Source organism: Streptomyces sp. CA-294286 (assembly GCF_050947155.1).
Taxonomy (GTDB): domain Bacteria; phylum Actinomycetota; class Actinomycetes; order Streptomycetales; family Streptomycetaceae; genus Streptomyces.
In genome coordinates this window covers 867,742-889,044 of record NZ_CP192005.1, presented here as the reverse complement: position 1 = coordinate 889,044, position 21,303 = coordinate 867,742, and the positions used below count along the sequence as shown (strand labels likewise).

At 72.1% G+C, this 21,303-nt stretch carries 18 protein-coding genes; 14 read left to right on the top strand and 4 right to left on the bottom strand.

Going from position 1 to position 21,303, the window contains the following annotated elements; all coding sequences use genetic code 11:
- Positions 1–68: 68 nt before the first annotated feature.
- From ACQPZG_RS08685 to ACQPZG_RS08665, 5 genes are all read left to right on the top strand, one after another.
- Positions 69–1,424 carry a carbohydrate-binding protein gene (locus ACQPZG_RS08685; protein ID WP_433545258.1) on the top strand — a complete coding sequence of 452 codons (1,356 nt, stop codon included), beginning with the start codon at positions 69–71 and terminating at the stop codon, positions 1,422–1,424.
- 201 nt (positions 1,425–1,625) lie between these two features.
- On the top strand, positions 1,626–2,015 hold the full coding sequence (locus ACQPZG_RS08680) for a cell division protein SepF (protein ID WP_185026886.1): 390 nt from the start codon (positions 1,626–1,628) through the stop codon (positions 2,013–2,015).
- Between the two features lie 55 nt (positions 2,016–2,070).
- Positions 2,071–3,225 carry an AAA family ATPase gene (locus ACQPZG_RS08675; protein ID WP_433545257.1) on the top strand — a complete coding sequence of 385 codons (1,155 nt, stop codon included), beginning with the start codon at positions 2,071–2,073 and terminating at the stop codon, positions 3,223–3,225.
- Between the two features lie 146 nt (positions 3,226–3,371).
- Positions 3,372–3,740, top strand: a complete 369-nt coding sequence (locus ACQPZG_RS08670) for a nucleotide pyrophosphohydrolase (RefSeq protein WP_433549315.1) — start codon at positions 3,372–3,374, stop codon at positions 3,738–3,740.
- Between the two features lie 181 nt (positions 3,741–3,921).
- A complete protein-coding gene (locus ACQPZG_RS08665) occupies positions 3,922–4,455 on the top strand; it encodes a DUF6099 family protein (protein ID WP_433545256.1) in 534 nt (177 codons plus the stop codon).
- 11 nt (positions 4,456–4,466) lie between these two features.
- On the opposite strand, the gene ACQPZG_RS08660 is transcribed toward ACQPZG_RS08665, so the two are convergent.
- Entirely contained in the window at positions 4,467–4,706 is a 240-nt protein-coding gene (locus tag ACQPZG_RS08660) for a hypothetical protein (protein ID WP_433549634.1), read from the bottom strand.
- A gap of 306 nt (positions 4,707–5,012) precedes the next feature.
- Between ACQPZG_RS08660 and ACQPZG_RS08655 the strand changes: the two genes are divergently transcribed.
- The 7 genes from ACQPZG_RS08655 to ACQPZG_RS08625 all read left to right on the top strand — a co-directional run bounded on the left by ACQPZG_RS08655 (position 5,013) and on the right by ACQPZG_RS08625 (position 15,581).
- Positions 5,013–5,945, top strand: a complete 933-nt coding sequence (locus tag ACQPZG_RS08655) for an LLM class F420-dependent oxidoreductase (RefSeq protein WP_433545255.1) — start codon at positions 5,013–5,015, stop codon at positions 5,943–5,945.
- Between the two features lie 49 nt (positions 5,946–5,994).
- A complete protein-coding gene (gene mmuM, locus ACQPZG_RS08650) occupies positions 5,995–6,915 on the top strand; it encodes a homocysteine S-methyltransferase (protein ID WP_433545254.1) in 921 nt (306 codons plus the stop codon).
- A gap of 284 nt (positions 6,916–7,199) precedes the next feature.
- A complete protein-coding gene (locus ACQPZG_RS08645) occupies positions 7,200–8,699 on the top strand; it encodes a 3' terminal RNA ribose 2'-O-methyltransferase Hen1 (RefSeq protein ID WP_433545253.1) in 1,500 nt (499 codons plus the stop codon).
- Positions 8,696–11,260 (top strand): polynucleotide kinase-phosphatase, encoded by a 2,565-nt coding sequence (locus tag ACQPZG_RS08640; RefSeq protein WP_433545252.1) that lies wholly within the window; start codon positions 8,696–8,698, stop codon positions 11,258–11,260. The genes ACQPZG_RS08645 and ACQPZG_RS08640 overlap by 4 nt, the downstream gene beginning before the upstream one ends.
- Before the next feature lie 436 nt (positions 11,261–11,696).
- Positions 11,697–12,929 carry an arginine deiminase gene (locus ACQPZG_RS08635; RefSeq protein WP_433545251.1) on the top strand — a complete coding sequence of 411 codons (1,233 nt, stop codon included), beginning with the start codon at positions 11,697–11,699 and terminating at the stop codon, positions 12,927–12,929.
- A gap of 63 nt (positions 12,930–12,992) precedes the next feature.
- Positions 12,993–14,015 (top strand): ornithine carbamoyltransferase, encoded by a 1,023-nt coding sequence (gene argF, locus ACQPZG_RS08630; RefSeq protein ID WP_433545250.1) that lies wholly within the window; start codon positions 12,993–12,995, stop codon positions 14,013–14,015.
- Between the two features lie 126 nt (positions 14,016–14,141).
- Positions 14,142–15,581: an amino acid permease gene (locus ACQPZG_RS08625; protein ID WP_433545249.1), complete on the top strand. Its 1,440-nt coding sequence runs from the start codon at positions 14,142–14,144 to the stop codon at positions 15,579–15,581.
- On the opposite strand, the gene ACQPZG_RS08620 is transcribed toward ACQPZG_RS08625, so the two are convergent.
- Positions 15,559–15,981, bottom strand: a complete 423-nt coding sequence (locus ACQPZG_RS08620; protein WP_433545248.1) for an ATP-binding protein — start codon at positions 15,979–15,981, stop codon at positions 15,559–15,561. The genes ACQPZG_RS08625 and ACQPZG_RS08620 overlap by 23 nt on opposite strands.
- 227 nt (positions 15,982–16,208) lie before the next feature.
- Between ACQPZG_RS08620 and ACQPZG_RS08615 the strand changes: the two genes are divergently transcribed.
- Entirely contained in the window at positions 16,209–17,042 is an 834-nt protein-coding gene (locus ACQPZG_RS08615; protein WP_433545247.1) for an enoyl-CoA hydratase family protein, read from the top strand.
- The gene (locus ACQPZG_RS08610; RefSeq protein WP_433545246.1) at positions 17,039–19,441 is read left to right on the top strand and encodes a bifunctional salicylyl-CoA 5-hydroxylase/oxidoreductase; all 2,403 of its coding nucleotides are present in this window, start codon (positions 17,039–17,041) and stop codon (positions 19,439–19,441) included. Before ACQPZG_RS08615 ends, ACQPZG_RS08610 begins: the two co-directional genes overlap by 4 nt.
- Before the next feature lie 91 nt (positions 19,442–19,532).
- On the opposite strand, the gene ACQPZG_RS08605 is transcribed toward ACQPZG_RS08610, so the two are convergent.
- Positions 19,533–20,357 carry a GNAT family N-acetyltransferase gene (locus ACQPZG_RS08605; protein ID WP_433545245.1) on the bottom strand — a complete coding sequence of 275 codons (825 nt, stop codon included), beginning with the start codon at positions 20,355–20,357 and terminating at the stop codon, positions 19,533–19,535.
- Positions 20,358–20,414: 57 nt separating this feature from the next.
- Positions 20,415–21,302 (bottom strand): PaaX family transcriptional regulator, encoded by an 888-nt coding sequence (locus ACQPZG_RS08600; protein WP_433545244.1) that lies wholly within the window; start codon positions 21,300–21,302, stop codon positions 20,415–20,417.
- Position 21,303: the final 1 nt, after the last annotated feature.

The following is a 21,303-nucleotide window of genomic DNA, read 5'->3' as shown; positions in this document are numbered from 1 at the left end:
AGCTCCCGCCGCGATACGAGGACTCCTACGGTTTCGGTACCCCACACCGAGAACGAGGAGACCCCCCCATGCTCCACCGACATGTCAGGGCGACCTGTGCCGCGTTCGTCGCGGTCGGCGCCCTCGTACTGGCCGGATTCCCCGGCTCCGCCGCCGCCGAATCCGCCGCGCCCGCCGTCCCCTCCGCCGCGGAGACCCTCGGCGTCGACAAGGCGTCCCCCGAACTGCTGCGCGCCATGCAGCGCGACTTCGGCGTCACCCGCGGGCAGGCCCTCGCACGGCTGTCGAACGAGGCGAAGGCGGGTGCCGTCGCCGGGGCGCTGCGCAACGCACTCGGGAAGGACTTCGCCGGGGCGTGGGTGCACGGCAAGGACTCCGCCGCGCTGACCGTGGCCACGGTGGACGCGTCCGACGTGGCGGCCATCGAGCGCAAGGGCGCTCGGGCCCTCGTCGTACAGCACACGCTGCACCAGCTGGACAGCGCCCTCGCCAAGCTCGACAGGGCCGCCGCCGGGGCGACGGGCGAGGCCGTGCCGGTCCGCTACGTGGACGTCCGGACGAACGCGGTGACCCTGGAGGCGACCGGGACCGACGCGGCGAAGAAGCTCGTCTCCGCCGCCGGAGTCGACTCCTCGCTCGTACGGACGACCCTCTCGGCGGAGCAGCCGCGACCGCTGTACGACATACGGGGCGGCGACGCGTACTACATGAACAACAGCGGACGCTGTTCGGTCGGATTCGCGATCACCCGGGGGACGCAGCAGGGCTTCGCCACCGCCGGTCACTGCGGGCGTCCCGGCACTTCGACCACCGGCTTCAACCGGGTGGCGCAGGGCTCCTTCCAGGCGTCCACGTTCCCCGGACGCGACATGGCCTGGGTGGCCACCAACTCCAACTGGACGGCCACGCCGTACGTGAAGAGCGGCAGCGGAAACGTTCAGGTGACCGGGTCGACGCAGGCCGCGGTCGGAGCCTCGGTCTGCCGCTCCGGGTCCACCACCGGCTGGCACTGCGGCACCATCCAGCAGCACAACACCAGCGTGACGTACCCCGAGGGAACCATCTCCGGCGTGACGCGCACGTCGGTCTGCGCCGAACCGGGCGACTCCGGAGGCTCGTACATCTCCGGCAGCCAGGCACAGGGCGTCACCTCCGGCGGCTCGGGCAACTGCCGCACCGGCGGGACCACCTACCACCAGCCGATCAACCCGCTCCTCCAGAGTTACGGGCTGACGCTCAAGACCACGTCCGGTGACCCGGGCCCCGGACCGGGCGAGCCCGGCGGGACCTGGTCCGCGGGCACCGTCTACGCGGCCGGCGCCCAGGTCACGTACGGCGGCGCCACCTACCGCTGCCTCCAGGCACACCAGGCCCAGCCCGGCTGGGAGCCCTCGAACACCCCCGCCCTGTGGCAGCGCGTGTGATCGCCCGGCACCCTGCCCCGTAGCGGCCGTCCACAGCAGCCGCAGTACCGCACCTCCTGCGTCCGGTGCCGCCCCGCGCGGTGCCGGACGCACTGCTGCCTGCAGAATGGAAGGCCCCCGCCCCGTGTCGCTGGTAGGCCGTACGGGTGAGGGGCGTCAGAATTGCCGGATGCAGATACAGCACGTGGGTGGGGTGGTCCGGTGAGCAGGTATGACGTCACCGACGAGCAGTGGGAAGGGCTCGCCCAGGTCGTACCGCTGCGCAGCCGCAACGAATGGCCGTCCAGGGCCGATCACCGCACGATGCCGCAGGAGTACGAAGCGGCGGAGCAGCGGCGCATGGTGGTCCTGCGGGTGCAGGTCTTCTCGGACGCGAGAGAGGTCGCGGAGTACCTGATCGCGCAGATCCCGGTACTGCTGGACCTGACCAGCGCGGAAGGCGACGTCGCCAAGCGGATCCTGGACTTCAGCAGCGGGGTGGTCTTCGGGCTCGGCAGCGGCATGCACCGGGTGGACCGGAACGTGTTCCTGCTGGCGCCGGTCGGCATGGAGGTCGAGGGGGCCGAGGCGGCGGTCGTCCCCCGTTCGTAGGAAGCTTTGCAGGCGTAACGGTTCGTCTGCCGAAGCACTGCATAACGTCCGCACCATGACTGCGACTTCCACCGCCCGCCCGGCGGCTCCCGTCCGCCCGCACCGCCCCGCGGCCACCGAACTGCGGCTCTCCGCCTTCGGCCCGCATCGCGGTGCGGTCCTTCCGCTCGGTCCGCTGACCTTCTTCGCGGGACCGAGCGGAAGCGGCAAGACGACGGTGCTGAAGGCGTACGAGGCACTGACGCGGTTGGCCTCGGGCGAGGAACTCGCAGAGGTCTTCACGGATCCGGCTGCCTGCGTTCCGGAAGGGGCGGTCGCCGACGGGCAGGGGCGACGCGGCTTCCGCATCGGCTGCACGGTCGACGGACCGCTCGGTCCCGTACACCTCGATCTCGCCGTCCAGGCGGAGCCGGACCTGCGGGTCGTCAGCGAACGCCTGACGCACGAGGGACAAGAACTCCTGACCACCGCGCTGCGCGATCCGCGGCAGCCCAGGGTCCAGGCCGCCTGGTACACCGCGGGGGCGGTGCCGGTGACGCGTGCCCCGTTGCCGGACGACCGGATGGCCACGGCGCTGCTGCCGCTGCGGGTGGCCGGCCGGACCGAGGGGGAACTCCTGGTGCTGGCCGCGGCGGAACAGGTGCTCGTCGCGCTGCGGTCGGTGTTCGCCTGCGATCCGCAGCCGCAGCGCATGCGGGCTCCCGCGGCGGCCGGGGAAGGGCTGCTGCGGCGTGGCTGCGACAACCTCGCCGCCGTACTGCGGCGCACCGGCGGCGAATGCGCGAACCGCCACCATGCCCTGGTCAAGGCACTCGGAGCGGGATGCACGGGCCCGGTCGTGGACCTGACGGCGGAGGACCTCCCGGACGGTGCGGTACGGGCGCTGATCGGGCGCGGTCCGCGCGGCGTGACGCCGGTCGGACGGCTCGGCGAGGGCGAGTTGCGGTACCTGGCGCTCGCGCTGGTGCTCCTGACCGGGCCCCGGGTGCTGGACGTCGAACAGGAGGTCGGGGTCCCCGACGCGCACCGGGCGCTCACCGTGCTCGCCGACGGCTTCGACCGCGCCATGGACGCGCGGCAGGTGCGGGCGCTGACGGAGCTGGCCGGAGAGGTGTGCCGACGGGGGCACCTGAGACTCACCGGGACGGTCGCGGACGCTTCGCCGGTACGCGGGGCGGACGGCGTGACGGTGGTAGACCTGGTGCCATGACGAACGATCCGGCGATGACAGGTGCGACAGGCGTGAGCGAGGCGGCGGGCCAGGGCCAGGGCGGTACGCGAGGCGCTCACGGGGGCGAGGGCGGGCTGCGGGGCGACGTGGGCGGAAGCGGCGTGCGGGGTAGCGGTGCGGGCGGCGTGCACGGTGCCGGGACCGAGGGAGGCGGGGCGGAGCGGGAAGCGGGTCCCGATGTGGCGGCGCTCCAGCAGCGGTTGGCGGCCTTCGCCGCGGCGCGGAACTGGGAGCAGTACCACACGCCCAAGAATCTCGCCGCCGCGCTGAGCGTGGAGGCGTCCGAACTCGTGGAGATCTTCCAGTGGTTGACCCCGGAGCAGTCCGCCCGGGTGATGGAGCAACCGGACTCCGCGCACCGGGTCGCGGACGAGGTCGCCGACGTCCTCGCCTACCTGCTCCAGTTCTGTGAAGTGCTCGGGATCGACCCCCTGGCGGCGCTGGCAGCGAAGATCGAACGCAACGAACTGCGCTTCCCTGCCAAGGGAGTCTGACCCCTCGCACCAGCCCGGCCGGACCGCGCTTCGTCACTCTTCGGAGTGATGGCAATATCCACAACGGCTTTGGTATGCACAGATTTCCGCATAGCACTGGCTTTTGCGACTCTCCGCCCTCACTCTGGGTAGTGAACTGGAAACGGGATATGAGCGAGCGGGACGGCGACGGGGGCGGCTGGTGGACGCGAAGAGACTCATCAGGGCCTGCAGGCACGCGCTGCTGCACAGCGGAGCATCACTGCACGTGCTGGCGGAGGCGTGGCAGGCCCAGGCGCTGACCCAGGCCGTCGGCGGAATGCTGGCGATCAAGGGCCCGCCGGAACTGCGCGGCGAGGCACAAGGGCTCTGCGAGGCGGGGGGCCGAGGATGCGGGCCGCTCGACTGGGCGGCGCTCTCCGCGGCCGGCCCCGAGCTGCCGGGGTTCCTGGCGGGGCAGCCGCCCGACCTGATGCCGAGAGCCGCGCAGCTCACCGAGGTGCCGGACGCACGGGGTGCGCTGGTGGAACTGAGCGAGCTCCTGGGAGAGGTGGGCATGGCCCTCGTCGCGGTGTCCTGCGCCACGGACGAGGACGGCTTCTACTGGCAGACCATCGAGGCGATCGACGCCGCCGACGAGTCGAACGACCGGGTGCGCGGACTGCTCCGCCGGCTCACGGTGTGGGAGCACAACAGATTGCAGGCCGTCGCCGACTCGGCGGCGGGGTCGCCATGACCCGGGTCCGGTCAGTGGGAGCGGTCGTGGTCGCCGTCGTAGCGGTCCTCCGGGCGACCGGGCCGGTGGCTCGCGCGGTACTCCTGCTGTGCCCCGGAGACATCCGTGGCGGACGGGAGCGCGGAGGCGTGCGCACGATCGTCGGTGGTCTGGAGATCGGCGTCGAGCTGCGACAGATCGGCGGTCAGCGCCGCCATCAGTTCCTCCATCTGCTGCAACAGGCCCTTCGGGGCGACCTGCTGACCCGGCACGGACCCCGTCGTAGGATCCGCGGACGGAACGGTCTGTTCGGGAACGGCTTCCTGGGAGATGACGGCCTCCTCGGCCCAGCCTCTCCCGGCGGGGGAGGGCGGTGTCGCTGTCGACGCCCCGGCAGCGGTCGTCGGTGCGCTGGCCGGACTGTCCGGCTCCGCCCGAGCAAACGAGTGCGAGGGACACCAGTCACTGACACGGCCGTGCGAGGACCCCCACGGCGCAGAACTTTCACTCGACAGGGCAGACGGGAGACAGCCGGCGCCAACAGGGTTGACGACGGTTCGAACGTGCAGGATGGAGGCATGGATCTTCGAATCTTCACCGAGCCCCAGCAAGGGGCCGACTACGAGAAACTGCTGACCGTCGCCAAGGCCACCGAGGACCTCGGATTCGACGCCTTCTTCCGCTCGGACCACTACCTGAGCATGGGCTCCGCCGACGGGCTGCCGGGGCCGACCGACGCCTGGATCACCCTGGCCGGACTCGCCCGGGAGACCAAGCGGATCCGCCTCGGAACCCTGATGACGGCGGGCACCTTCCGGCTCCCGGGAGTACTGGCCATCCAGGTCGCGCAGGTCGACCGGATGTCGGGCGGCCGGGTCGAACTCGGTCTCGGGGCCGGGTGGTTCGAGGAGGAGCACAAGGCGTACGGCATCCCCTTCCCCAAGGAGAAGTTCGCCAGGCTGGAGGAGCAGCTGGCGATCGTCACCGGGCTGTGGGCGACGGAGGTGGGCGAGACCTTCAGCTACGAAGGCACCCACTACCGACTGACCGACTCGCCGGCGCTCCCCAAGCCGGCCCAGACCAAGGTGCCGGTGCTGATCGGCGGACACGGCGCGGTCCGCACGCCGAGGCTCGCGGCACAGTACGCCGACGAGTTCAACATCCCGTTCGCGTCGCTGGACGACACCGCGCGGCAGTTCGGCCGGGTCAGGGCGGCGGCCGAGCAGGCCGGACGGAAGCCGGGCGACCTGGTGTACTCCAACGCGCTGGTGGCGTGCGTCGGCAGGGACGACAGGGAGGTGGCGCGCAGGGCGGCGGCCATCGGACGCGAGGTGGACGAACTGAAGGCGAACGGGCTCGCGGGCTCCCCCGCCGAGGTGGTGGACCGGATCGGGGAGTTCGCCGAGATCGGCTCGACGCGGGTGTACCTCCAGATGCTGGACCTGGACGACCTCGACCACCTGGACCTGATCTCCTCGCAGGTGTTGTCCCAGCTCGGCCGGTCCCGCTGAGCCCCGCGTGGGTGCGGCCCCGGCCGAGCCACGCCGTACAGGAGAAGCCGTGAAGCCCACCCGCTCGCTCGCTGCCGCACTCGCCGAGGGGACCCTCGTCCTCGACGGCGGGCTGTCCAACCAACTCGGCTCGCAAGGGTGTGACCTGTCCGACGCGCTCTGGTCGGCGCGGCTCCTCGCCGAGGACGCGGGACAGATCAGGGAGGCGCACGCGGCGTACGTGCGGGCGGGGGCCCAGGTGCTCATCACCTCCAGCTACCAGGCCACCTACGAGGGGTTCGCGCAGCGGGGGCTGGCACGCGACGAGGTGGGCGTGCTGCTGGCCCGCAGCGTGGCGCTGGCGCGGGAGGCCGCCGCGCCGGCGGAGCGGAGCGTGTGGGTGGCGGCCTCGATCGGGCCGTACGGGGCGATGCTCGCGGACGGCAGCGAGTACCGGGGCAGGTACGGGCTCTCGGTGCGGGAACTGGAGCGTTTCCACCGGCCGCGGATCGAGGCGCTGGCCGCGGCGGAGCCGGACGTGCTGGCCCTGGAGACGGTTCCCGACGTCGACGAGGCCGAGGCGCTGCTGCGCGCGGTCGGGGGAACCGGGACGCCGGTCTGGCTGACGTACAGCATCGCCGGGGACAGGACGCGGGCCGGGCAGCCGCTGGCCGAGGCGTTCGCGGTCGCCGCGGGCAACGACCAGGTGCTCGCGGTGGGAGTGAACTGCTGCGAGCCCGGGGACGTCGACCGGGCGGTGGCGATCGCCGCGCAGGCGACAGGGAAGCCGGTCGTGGCCTACCCGAACAGCGGGGAGCGGTGGGACGCCGTGAAGCGCGACTGGGCGGGGGCCGGGACGTTCGACGCGGGCCGGGCGCGGGGTTGGCGGGAGGCCGGCGCCCGTCTGGTCGGGGGCTGCTGCCGGGTGGGGCCGGACCGGATCGCCGCGCTGGCCGCGGACCTGCATGGCGGGACGGGCGCCCGTAGCTGAGGCGCGAGCAGTGCTAAGGCCAGGGCCGGGCGGTGACTCGGTCCGGGGCCGGGGCGAGCACCCGGCCCGGCCTCCGGCCGAGTACTCACCCCCGCCGGGCCCGGCAGACGCGGGTTCCGGGGCGGGGCAGGGGCATGGGCCGGAGCGGGTTCCGGGGCGGGCCCGGGGCATGGCCGGAGCGGGGCACGGGGGGAGCGGGGCCGGGGAGTGGCCGGTGTGGGGGCCGGGACCGGGACCGGGAAAACCCATGGTCGGGCCGGGCGAACCGGACCATACTCGGACGCGTGTTCTTGACGATCAGTACCTCCGGCACCCAGGAACGTCCGGCCACCGACCTCGGATTTCTGCTGCACAAGCATCCCGAGCGGAAGCAGACGTTCTCCACCTCGCACGGCACGGCCCACGTCCTCTACCCCGAGGCCACCGCCGAGCGCTGCACGGCTGCACTGCTCCTGGAGGTGGATCCCGTCGCGCTCGTGCGGCGGGGCAAGGGAAAGGGACGGGGCGGTTCGCCCGACGCGGCGCTCTCGCAATACGTCAACGACCGCCCCTACGCCGCCTCCTCGCTGCTGGCGGTGGCACTGAGCGGCGTGTTCAAGAGCGCCCTGCACGGCGTGTGCACCGCCCGTCCCGAGCGTGCGGCGCAGACGCTGCCGCTGCGGATCGAGGTGCCCGCCCTGCCCGCACGCGGGGGCGCGGCGCTGGTGGAGAAGCTGTTCGCGCCGCTGGGCTGGGCGTCGGTGCGCGCGGAGCCGGTACCGCTCGACGCGCAGTTCCCGCAGTGGGGGGACTCCCGGTACGTACAGCTGGTCCTGGAGGGGGAGTTGCGGCTGGCGGACGCCCTGCGGCACCTCTATGTCCTGCTGCCGGTGCTCGACGACGCCAAGCACTACTGGGTGTCGCCCGACGAAGTGGACAAGCTGCTGCGGGCGGGAGAGGGCTGGCTGGCCGGTCACCCGGAGCAGAAACTCATCACCAGCCGCTACCTGGCGCGCCGTTGGGGACTGACCCGGCAGGCCACCGAGCGGCTGGAGCTGGCCCGGCTCGCGGCCTCCGACGACGCCGACGTCGAGGAGATCGACAACGCGGTCGCGCAGGAGACCGAGACCGAGGAGCGGCCCTCGCCGCTCGCCGTCCAACGGCGTGAGGCGATCCTGACTGCTTTGCGGGAGGCCGGAGCAGGCCGGGTGCTGGACCTCGGCTGCGGGCAGGGGCAGTTGCTGCAGGCCATGCTCAAGGACGTGACGTTCACCGAGATGGTGGGCGTCGACGTGTCCGTGCGGGCGCTGACCATCGCCTCGCGGCGGCTGAACCTGGACCGGATGGGCGAGCGGCAGGCCCAGCGGGTCACGCTGACGCAGGGGTCGCTGACGTACACCGACAAGCGGCTGACCGGGTACGACGCGGCCGTGCTGAGCGAGGTGATCGAGCACGTCGACCTGCCCCGGCTGCCCGCCGTGGAGTACGCGGTCTTCGGCTCGGCGCGGCCCACGACGGTGATCGTGACCACACCGAACGTCGAGTACAACGTGCGCTGGGAGGCGCTGCCCGCCGGGCACGCACGGCACGGCGACCACCGGTTCGAGTGGACGCGTCAGCAGTTCCGGGACTGGGCGGCGAAGGTCGGCGGGCGGCACGGGTACGCCGTCGCGTTCGCGCCCGTCGGGCCGGACGACCCGCAGGTCGGGCCGCCCACCCAGATGGCCGTGTTCACGCGGGCGGCCACTAGCGAGAAGGGCGAAGCAGTGCGCGACGAAGCGAAGAAGGAGGACACGGCCGCATGAGTGTCAACCGTGACGACGTGCAGGACGGCGCCCCGGGGCGCAGCCTGCCCGTCCCCGACCTGTCCCTCGTGGTACTGGTCGGAGCCACCGGATCCGGCAAGTCCACCTTCGCCCTTCGGCACTTCGAGCCGACCGAGGTGATCTCCTCCGACTTCTGCCGGGGGCTGGTCGCCGACGACCAGAACGACCAGAGCGCCAGCCGGGACGCCTTCGACGTCCTGCACTACATCGCGGGCAAGCGCCTCCAGGCGGGGCGGCTGACCGTCGTCGACGCGACGAACGTGCAGCCCGAGGCACGCAAGCAACTCGTCCAGCTGGCCAGGAAGTACGACGTCCTGCCGATCGCCCTCGTGCTGGACCTGCCCGAAGAGGTCTGCGCGGCACGCAACGCCGAGCGGCCCGACCGGGCCGGCATGCCCCGCCACGTCATCCAGCGGCACCGCCGTGAGCTGCGCCGCTCGTTGCGGGGCCTGGAGCGCGAAGGCTTCCGCAAGGTGCACGTCCTGCGGAGCGTGGCGGAGGTCGACGCGGCCGAGGTCGTCCTGGAGAAGCGCTACAACGACCTCACCCACCTCACCGGACCCTTCGACATCATCGGTGACGTGCACGGCTGCCGCTCCGAGCTGGAGACGCTGCTCGGCAAACTGGGGTACGAGGACGGGGTGCACCCGCGGGGGCGGACCGCCGTCTTCGTCGGCGACCTCGTGGACCGCGGCCCGGACAGCCCAGGAGTGCTGCGCCGAGTGATGGCAATGGTCGCCTCCGGCAATGCCCTGTGCGTTCCCGGGAACCACGAGAACAAGCTCGGACGTTGGCTCAAGGGAAGGAACGTCCAGCACACCCACGGACTCGCGGAAACCATCGCGCAGTTGGACAAGGAGACGGATGAGTTCAAGGAACAGGTGAGCGGATTCATCGACGGCCTCGTCAGTCACTACGTCCTCGACGGCGGAAACCTCGTGGTCTGCCACGCCGGTCTGCCGGAGAAGTACCACGGGCGGACCTCGGGCCGCGTCCGCTCGCACGCCCTGTACGGGGACACCACCGGCGAGACCGACGAGTTCGGCCTGCCCGTGCGCTACCCGTGGGCCGAGGACTACCGGGGCCGCGCGGCCGTCGTGTACGGACACACGCCCGTCCCCCGCACCTCATGGGTCAACAACACCCTCTGCCTCGACACGGGCGCCGTGTTCGGCGGCAGGATGACCGCGCTGCGCTGGCCGGAACGCGAACTGGTCGACGTACCGGCCGAGAAGGTCTGGTACGAACCGGTCAGGCCGCTGCTGACCGAAGCGCCGGGCGGTCACGACGCCCGTCCCCTGGACCTGGCCGACGTGGCAGGACGGCGGGTCGTGGAGACCCGGGAGCACGGGCGGGTGGCGGTGCGCGAGGAGAACGCCGCGGCCGCACTGGAAGTGATGAGCCGGTTCGCCGTCGATCCGCAGCTGCTGATGTACCTGCCGCCGACGATGGCGCCGACGGGCACGTCCGCCGTCGACGGGTACCTGGAGCACCCGGCCGAGGCCTTCGCCCAGTACCGCAGCGACGGGGTCGCCAAGGTGGTGTGCGAGGAGAAGCACATGGGCTCGCGCGCGGTGGTGCTGGTGTGCCGGGACGCGGACGTGGCACGGGAGCGCTTCGGAGCGGACGGGGTCACGGGCGTGGTGCACACACGGACGGGGCGGCCCTTCTTCGGCGACGAGGCCGTCGGCGAGCTGGTGCTGGCGCGGCTGCGCACCGCCGTGGAGGCGGCCGGGCTCTGGGAGGAGCTCGACAGCGACTGGCTTCTGCTGGACGCCGAGCTGATGCCCTGGTCCCTCAAGGCGTCCGGGCTGCTGCGGCAGCAGTACGCGGCCGTCGGCGCGGCGTCCGGGGCGGTCTTCCCCGCCGCGCTGGCCGCGCTGGAGAAGACCGCGGCGCGCGGCGTCGACGGCGCCCGGGACCTGGCGGCGCGACAGCGGGAGCGGGCGGCCGACGCCGGGCTGTTCACCGAGGCCTACCGGCGGTACTGCTGGCCGACCGAGGGCCTGGACGGGGTACGGCTCGCACCGTTCCAGGTGCTCGCGGCGCAGGGGCGCTCGCTCGCAGCGGTCCCGCACGACCGGCAACTCGCCTGGGTGGACCGGCTGGTGGAGCACGACCCGACCGGCCTGCTGCACACCACCCGCCGCCTGGTCGTCGACACGGGTGACGAGTCGTCCGTGCAGGCCGGTGTCGACTGGTGGCTGGAGATGACCGGGCGGGGCGGCGAGGGCATGGTCGTCAAGCCGGTGGACGCGCTGGTGCGGGACGGCAAGGGGCGGCTCGTCCAGCCGGGAGTGAAGGTGCGGGGACGGGAGTACCTGCGGATCATCTACGGTCCCGAGTACACCCGGCCCGAGCAGTTGGAGCGGCTGCGCGGGCGTTTTCTCGGACACAAGAGGTCCCTCGCCCTGCGGGAGTACGCGCTGGGCCTCGAAGCGCTGGAACGGCAGGCGGAGGGCGAGCCGTTGTGGCGGGTGCACGAGGCGGTGTTCGCGGTGCTGGCGCTGGAGTCGGAACCGGTCGACCCGCGGCTCTGAGGCACGCCGGGTCGCCGGGGCCGCCGTCGCAGGACTGCGGCCCCGGCCATGCCCGTGCAGGGTGTCGAGCCGTGCCGGTGCAACGGTGCGTCGAGCCGTGCTCGTACACGGGCGTCGAGCCGTGCCGGTCCAGCGGCGCGTCGAGCCGTGCCCGTACGCCGGGATCGAGCCTGCCCGGCGCGGACGTCCGAGGCTCTTTGGCAGGGGGCGAGCAGCCCTGGGCCGGGCGTCCCGCGGTGCCGGCGCGGGCGCAAGGCCGTCCTGACGCGAGCGTCCAGACGGGTGGACGCCGGTGCTGGAGAGGGCCGGGCACGGGCCCGGCACCGCGGAGGGCCGGGGCGGCTCGGCGGGCCCTTCCGGGGCCGGGCCGGGAGCGGCCGCGACGCCGGTGGTCATCAGCAGGGCGCGAGCCGCCCGTCTCGGCCAGGATGTAGCCATGGGATTCCATGTCGACTCCGAGACCGGGCGGCTGCGCCGCGTCATCCTCCACCGTCCCGACCTGGAGCTGAAGCGGCTCACGCCCAGCAACAAGGACGCGCTCCTGTTCGACGACGTGCTCTGGGTGCGCCGCGCGCGCCAGGAACACGACGGGTTCGCGGACGTCCTGCGCGACCGGGGGGTGGAGGTGCACCTCTTCGGCGACCTGCTCGCCGAGGCCCTCGAACTCCCGGACGCCAGACGCCTCGTACTGGACCGGGTCTTCGACGAGAAGGAGTACGGGCCGCTCGCCACCGACCACCTGCGCGCCGCCTTCGAGGAACTGCCCGCCGCCGAACTGTGCGAGGCGCTCGTCGGCGGCATGACCAAGCGCGAGTACCTGGAACGGCACTCCGAGCCGATCTCGGTCCGTTTCCACGTCATGGAGCCCGACGACTTCCTCCTCGGCCCGCTCCCCAACCACCTCTTCACCCGCGACACCTCGGCCTGGATCTACGACGGCGTGTCCATCAACGCGATGCGCCGGCCCGCCCGGCAGCGCGAGACCGTGCACTTCGAGGCCATCTACAAGCACCACCCGCTCTTCACCGGCCCCGAGTCCGGCTCCTTCCACACGTGGTCGGAGGGGCAGAGCGACTACCCCTCCACCATCGAGGGCGGTGACGTACTGGTCATCGGCAACGGTGCCGTGCTGATCGGAATGAGCGAACGGACCACCCCGCAGGCGGTGGAGATGCTGGCCAGGGGGATGTTCGCGGCCGGTTCGGCGAAGACGATCGTCGCGTTGGACATGCCCAAGCGGCGGGCCTTCATGCACCTCGACACGGTGATGACCATGGTCGACGGCGACACCTTCACCCAGTACGCGGGTCTCGGCATGCTCCGCTCGTACACGATCGAACCCGGCGTCGGCGACAACGAACTCAAGGTCACCGACCACCCGCGGGAGCACATGCACCGCGCCATCGCCGCGGCGCTGGGCCTGGACTCCGTACGCGTGCTGACCGCGACGCAGGATGTGCACGCGGCGGAGCGGGAGCAGTGGGACGACGGCTGCAACGTCCTCGCCGTCGAGCCGGGGGTGGTCGTGGCGTACGAACGCAATGCGACGACAAACACCCATCTGCGCAAACAGGGCATCGAAGTGATCGAGATCCGGGGCAGCGAACTGGGCAGGGGGCGGGGAGGGCCGCGCTGCATGAGCTGTCCGATCGAACGTGAGGCCGTATAGGTTCCCGTTCTTCTGTATAGTGATGCATCTCTGTATCCTGAGCCGTCACCTGGAGCCGTCACCATGACGTCGTCGTTTCTCGAAGGCCGCCACTTCCTCAAGGAGGCGGACCTCACCGCTGAGGAGTTCCGCGGTCTGGTCGACCTGGCCGCCGAACTGAAGGCGGCCAAGAAGTCCGGCACCGAGGTCCCGCGGCTGCGCGGCAGGAACATCGCGCTGATCTTCGAGAAGACGTCCACCCGCACCCGCTGCGCCTTCGAGGTCGCCGCCGCCGACCAGGGAGCCTCGACGACGTACCTCGACCCGGCCGGTTCGCAGATCGGCCACAAGGAGTCGCCGAAGGACACCGCGCGGGTGCTCGGCCGGATGTTCGACGGCATCCAGTACCGGGGCGATGCGCAGGCGACCGTCGAGGAGCTGGCCCAGTACGCCGGAGTGCCGGTCTTCAACGGGCTCACCGACGACTGGCACCCCACCCAGATGCTCGCCGACGTGCTGACGATGGTCGAGCACCGACCGGGGGAGCCGCTGGGAACGACCGCCTTCGCCTACCTCGGCGACGCGCGCTTCAACATGGGCAACTCCTACCTGGTGACGGGTGCCCTGCTCGGCATGGACGTGCGGATCGTCGCGCCCCGCGCCTACTGGCCCGCCGAGGCAATCGTCGCCCAGGCCCGTGCACTGGCCGAGGGCAGCGGTGCGCGGATCACGCTCACCGAGGAGGTCGAGGAGGGCGTCCGGGGGGCGCACTTCGTCGCGACCGACGTGTGGGTGTCGATGGGGGAGCCCAAGGAGGTCTGGGCGGAGCGGATCGAGGCGCTCACCCCGTACGCCGTGACCATGGACGTGCTGCGCGCCACCGGCAACCCGGACGTGAAGTTCCTGCACTGCCTGCCCGCCTTCCACGACCTCGGCACGAAGGTCGGACGCGAAATCCACGAGCAGTACGGGCTGTCCTCGCTGGAGGTCACCGACGAGGTCTTCGAGTCGGCGCACTCCGTCGTCTTCGACGAGGCGGAGAACCGGCTGCACACGATCAAGGCGGTCCTGGTGGCGACGATGGGCACGGCCAAGGGCCGCGAATAGCGATACGCCCGATTGGGTGAACATGCGGTGCGGTGCTTACGATGTCATCGCTTCATGGGGTTCGGGCACATGTGCTCGGACCCCATTCGCTTGCTCAGACCGTGCACCAGAGATGAGAACCGCCCCATGTCCCCGCTGCAACGCATCAAGTCGCCCGATCTCCTCGTCGCCGAGTCCGGCGCGGACCTCGAAGGCCACGGCCTGAAGCGGACCATGGGGCTCTTCCAGCTCGTCTGCTTCGGCGTCGGCGCGATCGTCGGCACCGGCATCTTCGTCGGGCTCTCCGACAGCGTCGCCGAGGCAGGCCCCGCCGTCGTGATCTCCTTCGTCCTCGCCGCGATCACCTGCATCTTCACCGCGTTCTCCTTCGCGGAGCTGGGCGGCGCGATCCCCGTCTCGGGCAGCTCGTACTCCTTCGCGTACGCCACCCTCGGCGAACGCATCGCGTTCCTCGTCGGCTGGTGCCTGCTCCTGGAGTACGGCGTGTCGGTGTCGGCCGTCGCCGTCGGCTGGGGGCAGTACCTCAACGAACTGCTGCACAGCCTGATCGGCTGGCAGCTGCCCGCCGCGCTCTCCAACCCGCCGGGCGACGGCGGGGTCGTCAACGTCCCGGCCGTCGTCGTGATCGCCCTCGCCGCGCTGCTCCTGGTCCGGGGCATCCGCGAGAGCGCCCGCGCCACCGCCGTGATGGCCGTGATCAAGATCGGCGTACTGCTGCTGTTCTGCGCGATCGCCTTCACCGCCTTCCGCTCCGACAACCTCTCGCCGTTCGCCGAACACGGGATGGCGGGCGTAACGGCCGGCGCCTCGCTCGCGTTCTTCTCGTACATCGGCTTCGACGCGATCACGACGGCCGGTGAAGAGGTCAAGAACCCGCGCAAGAACATCCCCGTCGCGATCATGATCTGCATCGGCGTGGTCACGCTGCTCTACTGCCTGGTCGCGGTGGCCGCCATCGGTGCGATGTCCGCGGGCGACGTGGCGTCCAAGCCCGCCGCGCTCTCGCTGATCGTCAACCAGGTCACCGACTCCACCCTCGGTGGCGGAATCATCGCCTTCGGCGCGGTCGTCGCCATCGCGTCCGTCGTCCTGGCCGTGATGTACGGGCAGACCCGCATCCTCATGTCGATGTCCCGCGACGGCCTCGTCCCGCGCGTCTTCGAACGCGTCTCGCCCAAGACCTCCACGCCGGTCGCCAACACGTGGATCGTGGCGTGCGTCTTCGCGGTCCCGGCGGCCGTCGTGCCGCTGGACGTCGTCATGAACCTCACGACCATCGGCACCCTCGCCGTCATGGCCGTGGTGAACATCGCGGTCATCGCGCTGCGCCGCCGCAACCCGGACCTCCCGCGGTCCTTCCGGGTGCCGTTCTTCCCGGTGCTGCCGGTGGCGGGCGTGCTCTTCTGCCTGTACCTGATCTACGGGACCGGCTGGCTGACCTGGCTCCAGTTCGGCGCGTTCCTGCTCGTCGGAGCGTTGGTGTACACGCTCTACGGCCGCCGGAACTCGCGGCTGGGCAAGACCGCGGACGCCGCCCCTGAGGTCACCCCGCGGCCGGAAGCCTGAACCAGACGGCCTTGCCCGAGTCGGTGCGGCGGTGGCCGCAGTCGGAGCTGAGCGTCCGTATCAGCAGCAGACCGCGTCCGTGCTCCTGCCACGGGTCGGGGCACGCGTCGTCCGACGAGCGGTCCAGGTTTCCCGGGGGCTCGGGGTCGCCGTCGTGCACCTCCACCTGGCAGCCGGACGGCAGCAGCTCCACCACCAGCTCGATGGGGGTGGAGCTGCTGGTGTGTTCCACAGCGTTCGCGACGAGCTCGGCGGTGAGCAGTTCGGCCGTGTCGCAGTCCGTCGCCGCTGTCCCCAGATCCGCCAGCGCCGTACGCACCAGGGCGCGGGCCAGCGGCACCGCGGAGGCCGAGTGCGGCAGCTCGATGCGCCAGAAGGATGGGCCGGAGGCAGAGAGCAAGGCGGGATCCGATCGCGGAGCGGTGTTTCTCCCCTCCACCGTACGAAGCGAACGGCCGTTCCCCTAGGGTCGCTCGCCGAAACCGTGCGGGACCTGCGCCACAGCGGCACGGGACCAACGGCGGGCGGATCGGGCAATATCGCGCACTCGTGACGGGAGTCACGGGCCGATGATAACTTCGGGGGACCGCCACCAGCCACCACCGGCAACCGGGAGGCCCGCGTCCCATGAGCCCGTTCCTCAGTTCCGCCCCGCGCACCGAGAAGTGGCAGCACCTGCGGCTGACCCTGGACGAAGGCGTCGCCACCGTCACCCTCGCCCGGCCCGAGAAGCTCAACGCCCTCACCTTCGGGGCCTACGCGGACCTGCGCGACCTCCTCGCCGAACTCGCCAGGGAACGCTCCGTGCGCGCCCTGGTGCTGGCGGGGGAGGGGCGCGGTTTCTGCTCGGGCGGCGACGTGGACGACATCATCGGCGCGACCCTCGGCATGGACACCGCCCAGCTCCTCGACTTCAACCGGATGACCGGCCAGGTCGTACGGGCCCTGCGCGAGGCGCCGTTCCCGGTGATCGCCGCCCTGCACGGGGTGGCCGCCGGAGCGGGCGCGGTCCTCGCGCTGGCCGCGGACTTCCGCATCGCGGACCCCTCCGTCACGTTCTCCTTCCTCTTCACCAAGGTGGGCCTGTCGGGTGGCGACATGGGAGCGGCCTACCTGCTGCCCCGGGTCGTCGGACTGGGCCACGCCACCCGGCTGCTGATGCTGGGCGAGCCGGTCCGCGCCCCGGAGGCCGAACGGATCGGCCTGCTCAGCGAGCTGACCGCGGAGGGCGAGGCCGGTGCCCGCGCCGCCGCCCTCGCGCGCCGTCTCGCCGACGGTCCCGCCCTGGCGTACGCCCAGACCAAGGCCCTCCTCACCGCGGAACTCGACATGCCACTGGCCGCCTCCGTCGAACTCGACGCCGCCACCCAGGCCCTGCTCATGAACGGCGAGGACTACGCCGAGTTCCACGCGGCCTTCACCGAGAAGCGCCCCCCGAAGTGGCAGGGACGCCAGCCATGACGACCACCGCCTCCGACTCCCCGGGCCCCCCCTCCCCCCACCCCACCCCGCCCGCCCCCTCCCCTGCCCACCCCTCCCCGGCGGCCCCGGCCCACTCCGACCCGGGGAACACCGGCCGCCCCCTGCGCATCGCCGTGGTCGGCGGCGGCCCCGGCGGGCTGTACGCCGCCGCGCTGCTCAAGCGGCTCGACCCCGCCCGCGAGGTCACCGTCTGGGAGCGCGGCGCCCCCGACGACACCTTCGGCTTCGGCGTCGTCCTCTCCGACGAGACCCTCGGCGGCATCGAGCACGCGGACCCCGAGGTCTACCGGGCACTGACCGCCGAATTCGTCCGCTGGGACGACATCGACGTCGTCCACCGGGGCCGCCGCCTCACCTCCGGCGGCCACGGCTTCGCCGCCCTCGGCCGGCGCAGGCTCCTGGAGATCCTGCACGCCCGCTGCCGCGAGCTGGGCGTCGTCCTGCGCGTCCGCACCGAGGCTCCGCCCGCCACCGAACTCGCCCGCTCCCACGACCTGGTGGTCGCCGCCGACGGTGTGCACAGCCTCACCCGCCAGGCGCACGCCGACGTCTTCCGTCCCCGCCTCACCTCCCACCACTGTCGGTACATCTGGCTCGCCGCCGATTTCGCCTTCGACTCCTTCCGGTTCGAGATCACCGAGACCGAACACGGCGCCATGCAACTGCACGGCTACCCCTACGCGAAGGACTCCTCGACGGTCATCGTCGAGATGCGCGAGGAGGTCTGGCGCGCCGCCGGACTCGACGCCTGCGGCCAGGCCGAGTCCGTCGAACGCTGCGCCAAGCTCTTCTCCGACGCCCTCGGCGGCCGTCCCCTGAAGGGCAACAACTCCTCCTGGATCGCCTTCCGCACCGTCGTCAACGACCGCTGGTCGCACGGCAACACGGTCCTCCTCGGCGACGCCGCCCACACCGCGCACTTCTCCATCGGCTCCGGCACCAAGCTCGCCGTCGAGGACGCACTGGCCCTCGCCGCATGCATCGACGAACAACCCGACCTGCCGACCGCCCTCGCCGCCTACGAGGCGGAACGCCGCCCCGTCGTCGAGTCCACGCAGCGCGCCGCAGCCGCCAGCCTCCGTTGGTTCGAGGACCTGGCCACCTACCTGGACCAGCCGCCCCGGCAATTCGCGTTCAACCTCCTCACCCGCAGCCGCCGCGTCACCCACGACAACCTCCGGCTGCGCGACAGCGCCTTCACCGGAACCGTCGAGCAGGACTTCGGCTGCCCGCCCGGCACACCCCCGATGTTCACCCCCTTCCGGCTGCGCGGCCTCGAACTGCGCAACCGCGTCGTCGTGTCACCCATGGACATGTACTCCGCCGAGGACGGCGTCCCCGGCGACTTCCACCTCGTCCACCTCGGCGCCCGCGCGCTCGGCGGAGCGGGCCTGGTCATGACCGAGATGGTTTGCGTCAGCCCCGAGGGCCGCATCACCCCCGGCTGCGCCGGCCTCTACGCCCCCGAACAGGCCGCCGCCTGGCGGCGCATCACCGACTTCGTCCACCGGCGGTCCCCGGGGACCGCCATCGGCGTGCAGCTGGGCCACTCCGGCCGCAAGGGCTCCACCAGGCTCATGTGGGACGGCATCGACCAGCCGCTCCCAGCCGACGACAACTGGCCCCTCGTCGCCCCCTCCCCGCTGCCCTACCGTCCGGGCATCAACCAGGTACCCGCCCAGCTCGACCGCTCCGGCCTCATCGACGTCCGCGAACAGTTCGCCGCCTCCGCCTGGCGGGCTGCCCGCTGCGGCTTCGACCTCCTCGAACTCCACTGTGCCCACGGCTACTTGCTGTCCAGTTTCCTCTCCCCCCTCACCAACAGGCGCACCGATGCCTACGGCGGGAGCCTCGCCCGCCGCCTGCGCTTCCCGCTGGAAGTCTTCGACGCCGTCCGCGGCATCTGGCCCGACGACAAACCCATGACCGTCCGCATCTCCGCCACCGACTGGGCCGCCGGCGGCACCACCGAGGAGGAAGCGGTCGAGATCGCCCGCGCCTTCGTCGCTCACGGCGCCGACGCCATCGACGTCTCCACCGGCCAGGTCGTCCCCGACGAGGCCCCCGAGTTCGGCCGCTCCTACCAGACCCCCTTCGCCGACCGGATCCGCAACACCCTCGGCGTTCCGGTCGTCGCCGTAGGAGCCATCTCCTCCTGGGACGACGTCAACTCCCTCCTCCTCGCCGGCCGCGCCGACCTCTGCGCACTCGCCCGCCCCCACCTCTACGACCCCCACTGGACCCTGCACGCCGCCGCCGAACAGGACTACTCCGGGCCCGGCGCTCCCTGGCCCCTCCCGTACCGGGCGGGCAGCCGCCGCCCCCCGACCGGTCGCACCGACGGCCCCAAGCCCCGACTCAGCCTGCGCAGTCCATGACGGGCCCGCCGCTCCGCCGCACTCCGGGCGCACACGCGGCGCCCATTGATCGCCCCGGTCGCCTCACTACCGATTGACCGCCCCGGTCGCCTCACCCGCGTTCGATCACCACCCTGTCCGTCACCGGCCGGTAGCCGAGCCGCTGGTAGAGCCCGTTGCTGGTCGGGTTGGCCAGGTCGGTGAAGAGCAGCACCTCCGCGGCCCCGGCGGCGCGCGCGGACGAGCTCAGCGCCGCCGTCACCGCCGCTCCGAATCCCCGGCCGCGCTGCTCGGGCGGCGTGTAGACCGGGGCCAGGCGCACGGTGCCCTCGGCCGGGCGGCTCACCCCGGCCATGGACACCGGAGCGCCGTCGTGCTCCCAGAGCATCAGCCCGCCGTACGACAACCGCTCGGCCACCGACGCCTCCGCGCCCGCCGCCGACAGCCCGGTGTCCCGGCCGAAGGCACGGAGCCAGTCGGCCAGCAGAGCCCGATCGGCGCCGGTGGCGGTGCGTGCCCGTCCCGAAGGGGCGGGCGAGGGGGGTATCAGCTCGCCGAGCCGGTAGAGGCGGTGCTCCCGCACGTTCCGGCATCCCGGCCACTGTCCGGCCAGTGCGGACGCGAGGCGCCGCTCGGCGTCGACCGCCGTCGCGCCGTGCTGCTCGCAGGCGCGGGCCAACGGGATCACCGCCTCCGCCGGAACGGCACTCACCACCAGGGGGTGCGGCGGCGTCCACAGTGCCGCCGCATGCACACCACCGTCCGCCCCTCGCCACCAGCCGAAGAGCGGCGCCTCACCACCGAAGGCGGCCAAGCCGCGTCGCCGTAACGCGGCCGCACAGGTCAGCAGCACGGTGTTCTCCACCGGCCGGGCGGCCACCGTGGCACCGGCAGCGTTCAGATACGTGTCGAGGTCCTCGCTGAATGTCCAGGTCATGCCCCATCATGCGCACCCGGCCGCAGACCCTGCGCCGCGCTTTCCACAGCGCCGGACCTATGGTCGTACAAGTGCGTCCGGGTGTACGAACGCCGCGCCCGCATCGCGCAGCCGGGTGTGCAACTCCGCGAAGACCTCGGCCGACCGGCCGCCCGGCCAGTCCACAGGCAGGAGCGCGGCCGGCAGCCCGGGGTCCGCGTACGGCAGACGCCGCCACGAGTCCAAGGCCAGAAGGTAGTCCCGGTAGGCACGCTCCGTGTCCGACGACGGCCCGGTGCCGGACCCGGACGCCGCCGGAGCGCTGCGCGGCCCGGCCTGCCACTCCCGCAGCACCGGCTCGTGCCGCTCCAGGAACTCCTCGTGCAACCGGGCGATCGCCCCCAGGTCCCACCACCGCGCCACCGCCTCCCGCGTCGCCGCGAACCCCAGGTGCTCACCCCGGAACAGGTCCACGTAGGCGTCGAGATGCAGTCGCTCCAGGGTGTGCCGGGTCTCTTCGTAGAGGCCGCCGGGAGCGATCCACACCCCCGGCGCCGCCGTCCCGAAGCCGAGCCGGGCGAGCCGGGAGCGCAGCACGTGCCGCTTGGCGCGCTCGGCCTCCGGGACGGAGAACACCGCGAGCACCCAGCCGTCCGACGCGCGGGGTTCCGTACGGGAGTAGATGCGCCGGTCGCCGTCGTCCAGGAGCTGCCGGGCGTCGCCGGACAGCGCGTATCCGGCCGCGCCCCCGGCCGTACGCCCCGACACCAGCAGCCCGCGCCTCTTCAGGCGGGAGACCGCCGAGCGGACGGACGGCGCGTCCACGCCGACGGCCGCGAGCAGCCGGATGAGCGAGGCGACGGGCACCGGCTCGTCACCGTCCGCACCGGACTCGGCGTCCGCGCCGCGCCCGTAGGCGCCGTACAGCGTGATGATCAGGGAACGGGGAGTGTGCAGGTCAGCCACG

Excerpts from the sequence above, each read along its gene's own strand:
- ACQPZG_RS08615 (WP_433545247.1), top strand. The coding sequence starts at position 16,209 with ATGAGCCCGTTCCTCAGTTCCGCCCCGCGCACCGAGAAGTGGCAGCAC.
- ACQPZG_RS08675 (WP_433545257.1), top strand. The coding sequence starts at position 2,071 with ATGACTGCGACTTCCACCGCCCGCCCGGCGGCTCCCGTCCGCCCGCAC.
- ACQPZG_RS08625 (WP_433545249.1), top strand. The coding sequence starts at position 14,142 with ATGTCCCCGCTGCAACGCATCAAGTCGCCCGATCTCCTCGTCGCCGAG.
- ACQPZG_RS08640 (WP_433545252.1), top strand. The coding sequence starts at position 8,696 with ATGAGTGTCAACCGTGACGACGTGCAGGACGGCGCCCCGGGGCGCAGC.
- ACQPZG_RS08655 (WP_433545255.1), top strand. The coding sequence starts at position 5,013 with ATGGATCTTCGAATCTTCACCGAGCCCCAGCAAGGGGCCGACTACGAG.
- ACQPZG_RS08605 (WP_433545245.1), bottom strand. The coding sequence starts at position 20,357 with ATGACCTGGACATTCAGCGAGGACCTCGACACGTATCTGAACGCTGCC.
- argF (WP_433545250.1), top strand. The coding sequence starts at position 12,993 with ATGACGTCGTCGTTTCTCGAAGGCCGCCACTTCCTCAAGGAGGCGGAC.
- ACQPZG_RS08610 (WP_433545246.1), top strand. The coding sequence starts at position 17,039 with ATGACGACCACCGCCTCCGACTCCCCGGGCCCCCCCTCCCCCCACCCC.
- ACQPZG_RS08685 (WP_433545258.1), top strand. The coding sequence starts at position 69 with ATGCTCCACCGACATGTCAGGGCGACCTGTGCCGCGTTCGTCGCGGTC.
- ACQPZG_RS08635 (WP_433545251.1), top strand. The coding sequence starts at position 11,697 with ATGGGATTCCATGTCGACTCCGAGACCGGGCGGCTGCGCCGCGTCATC.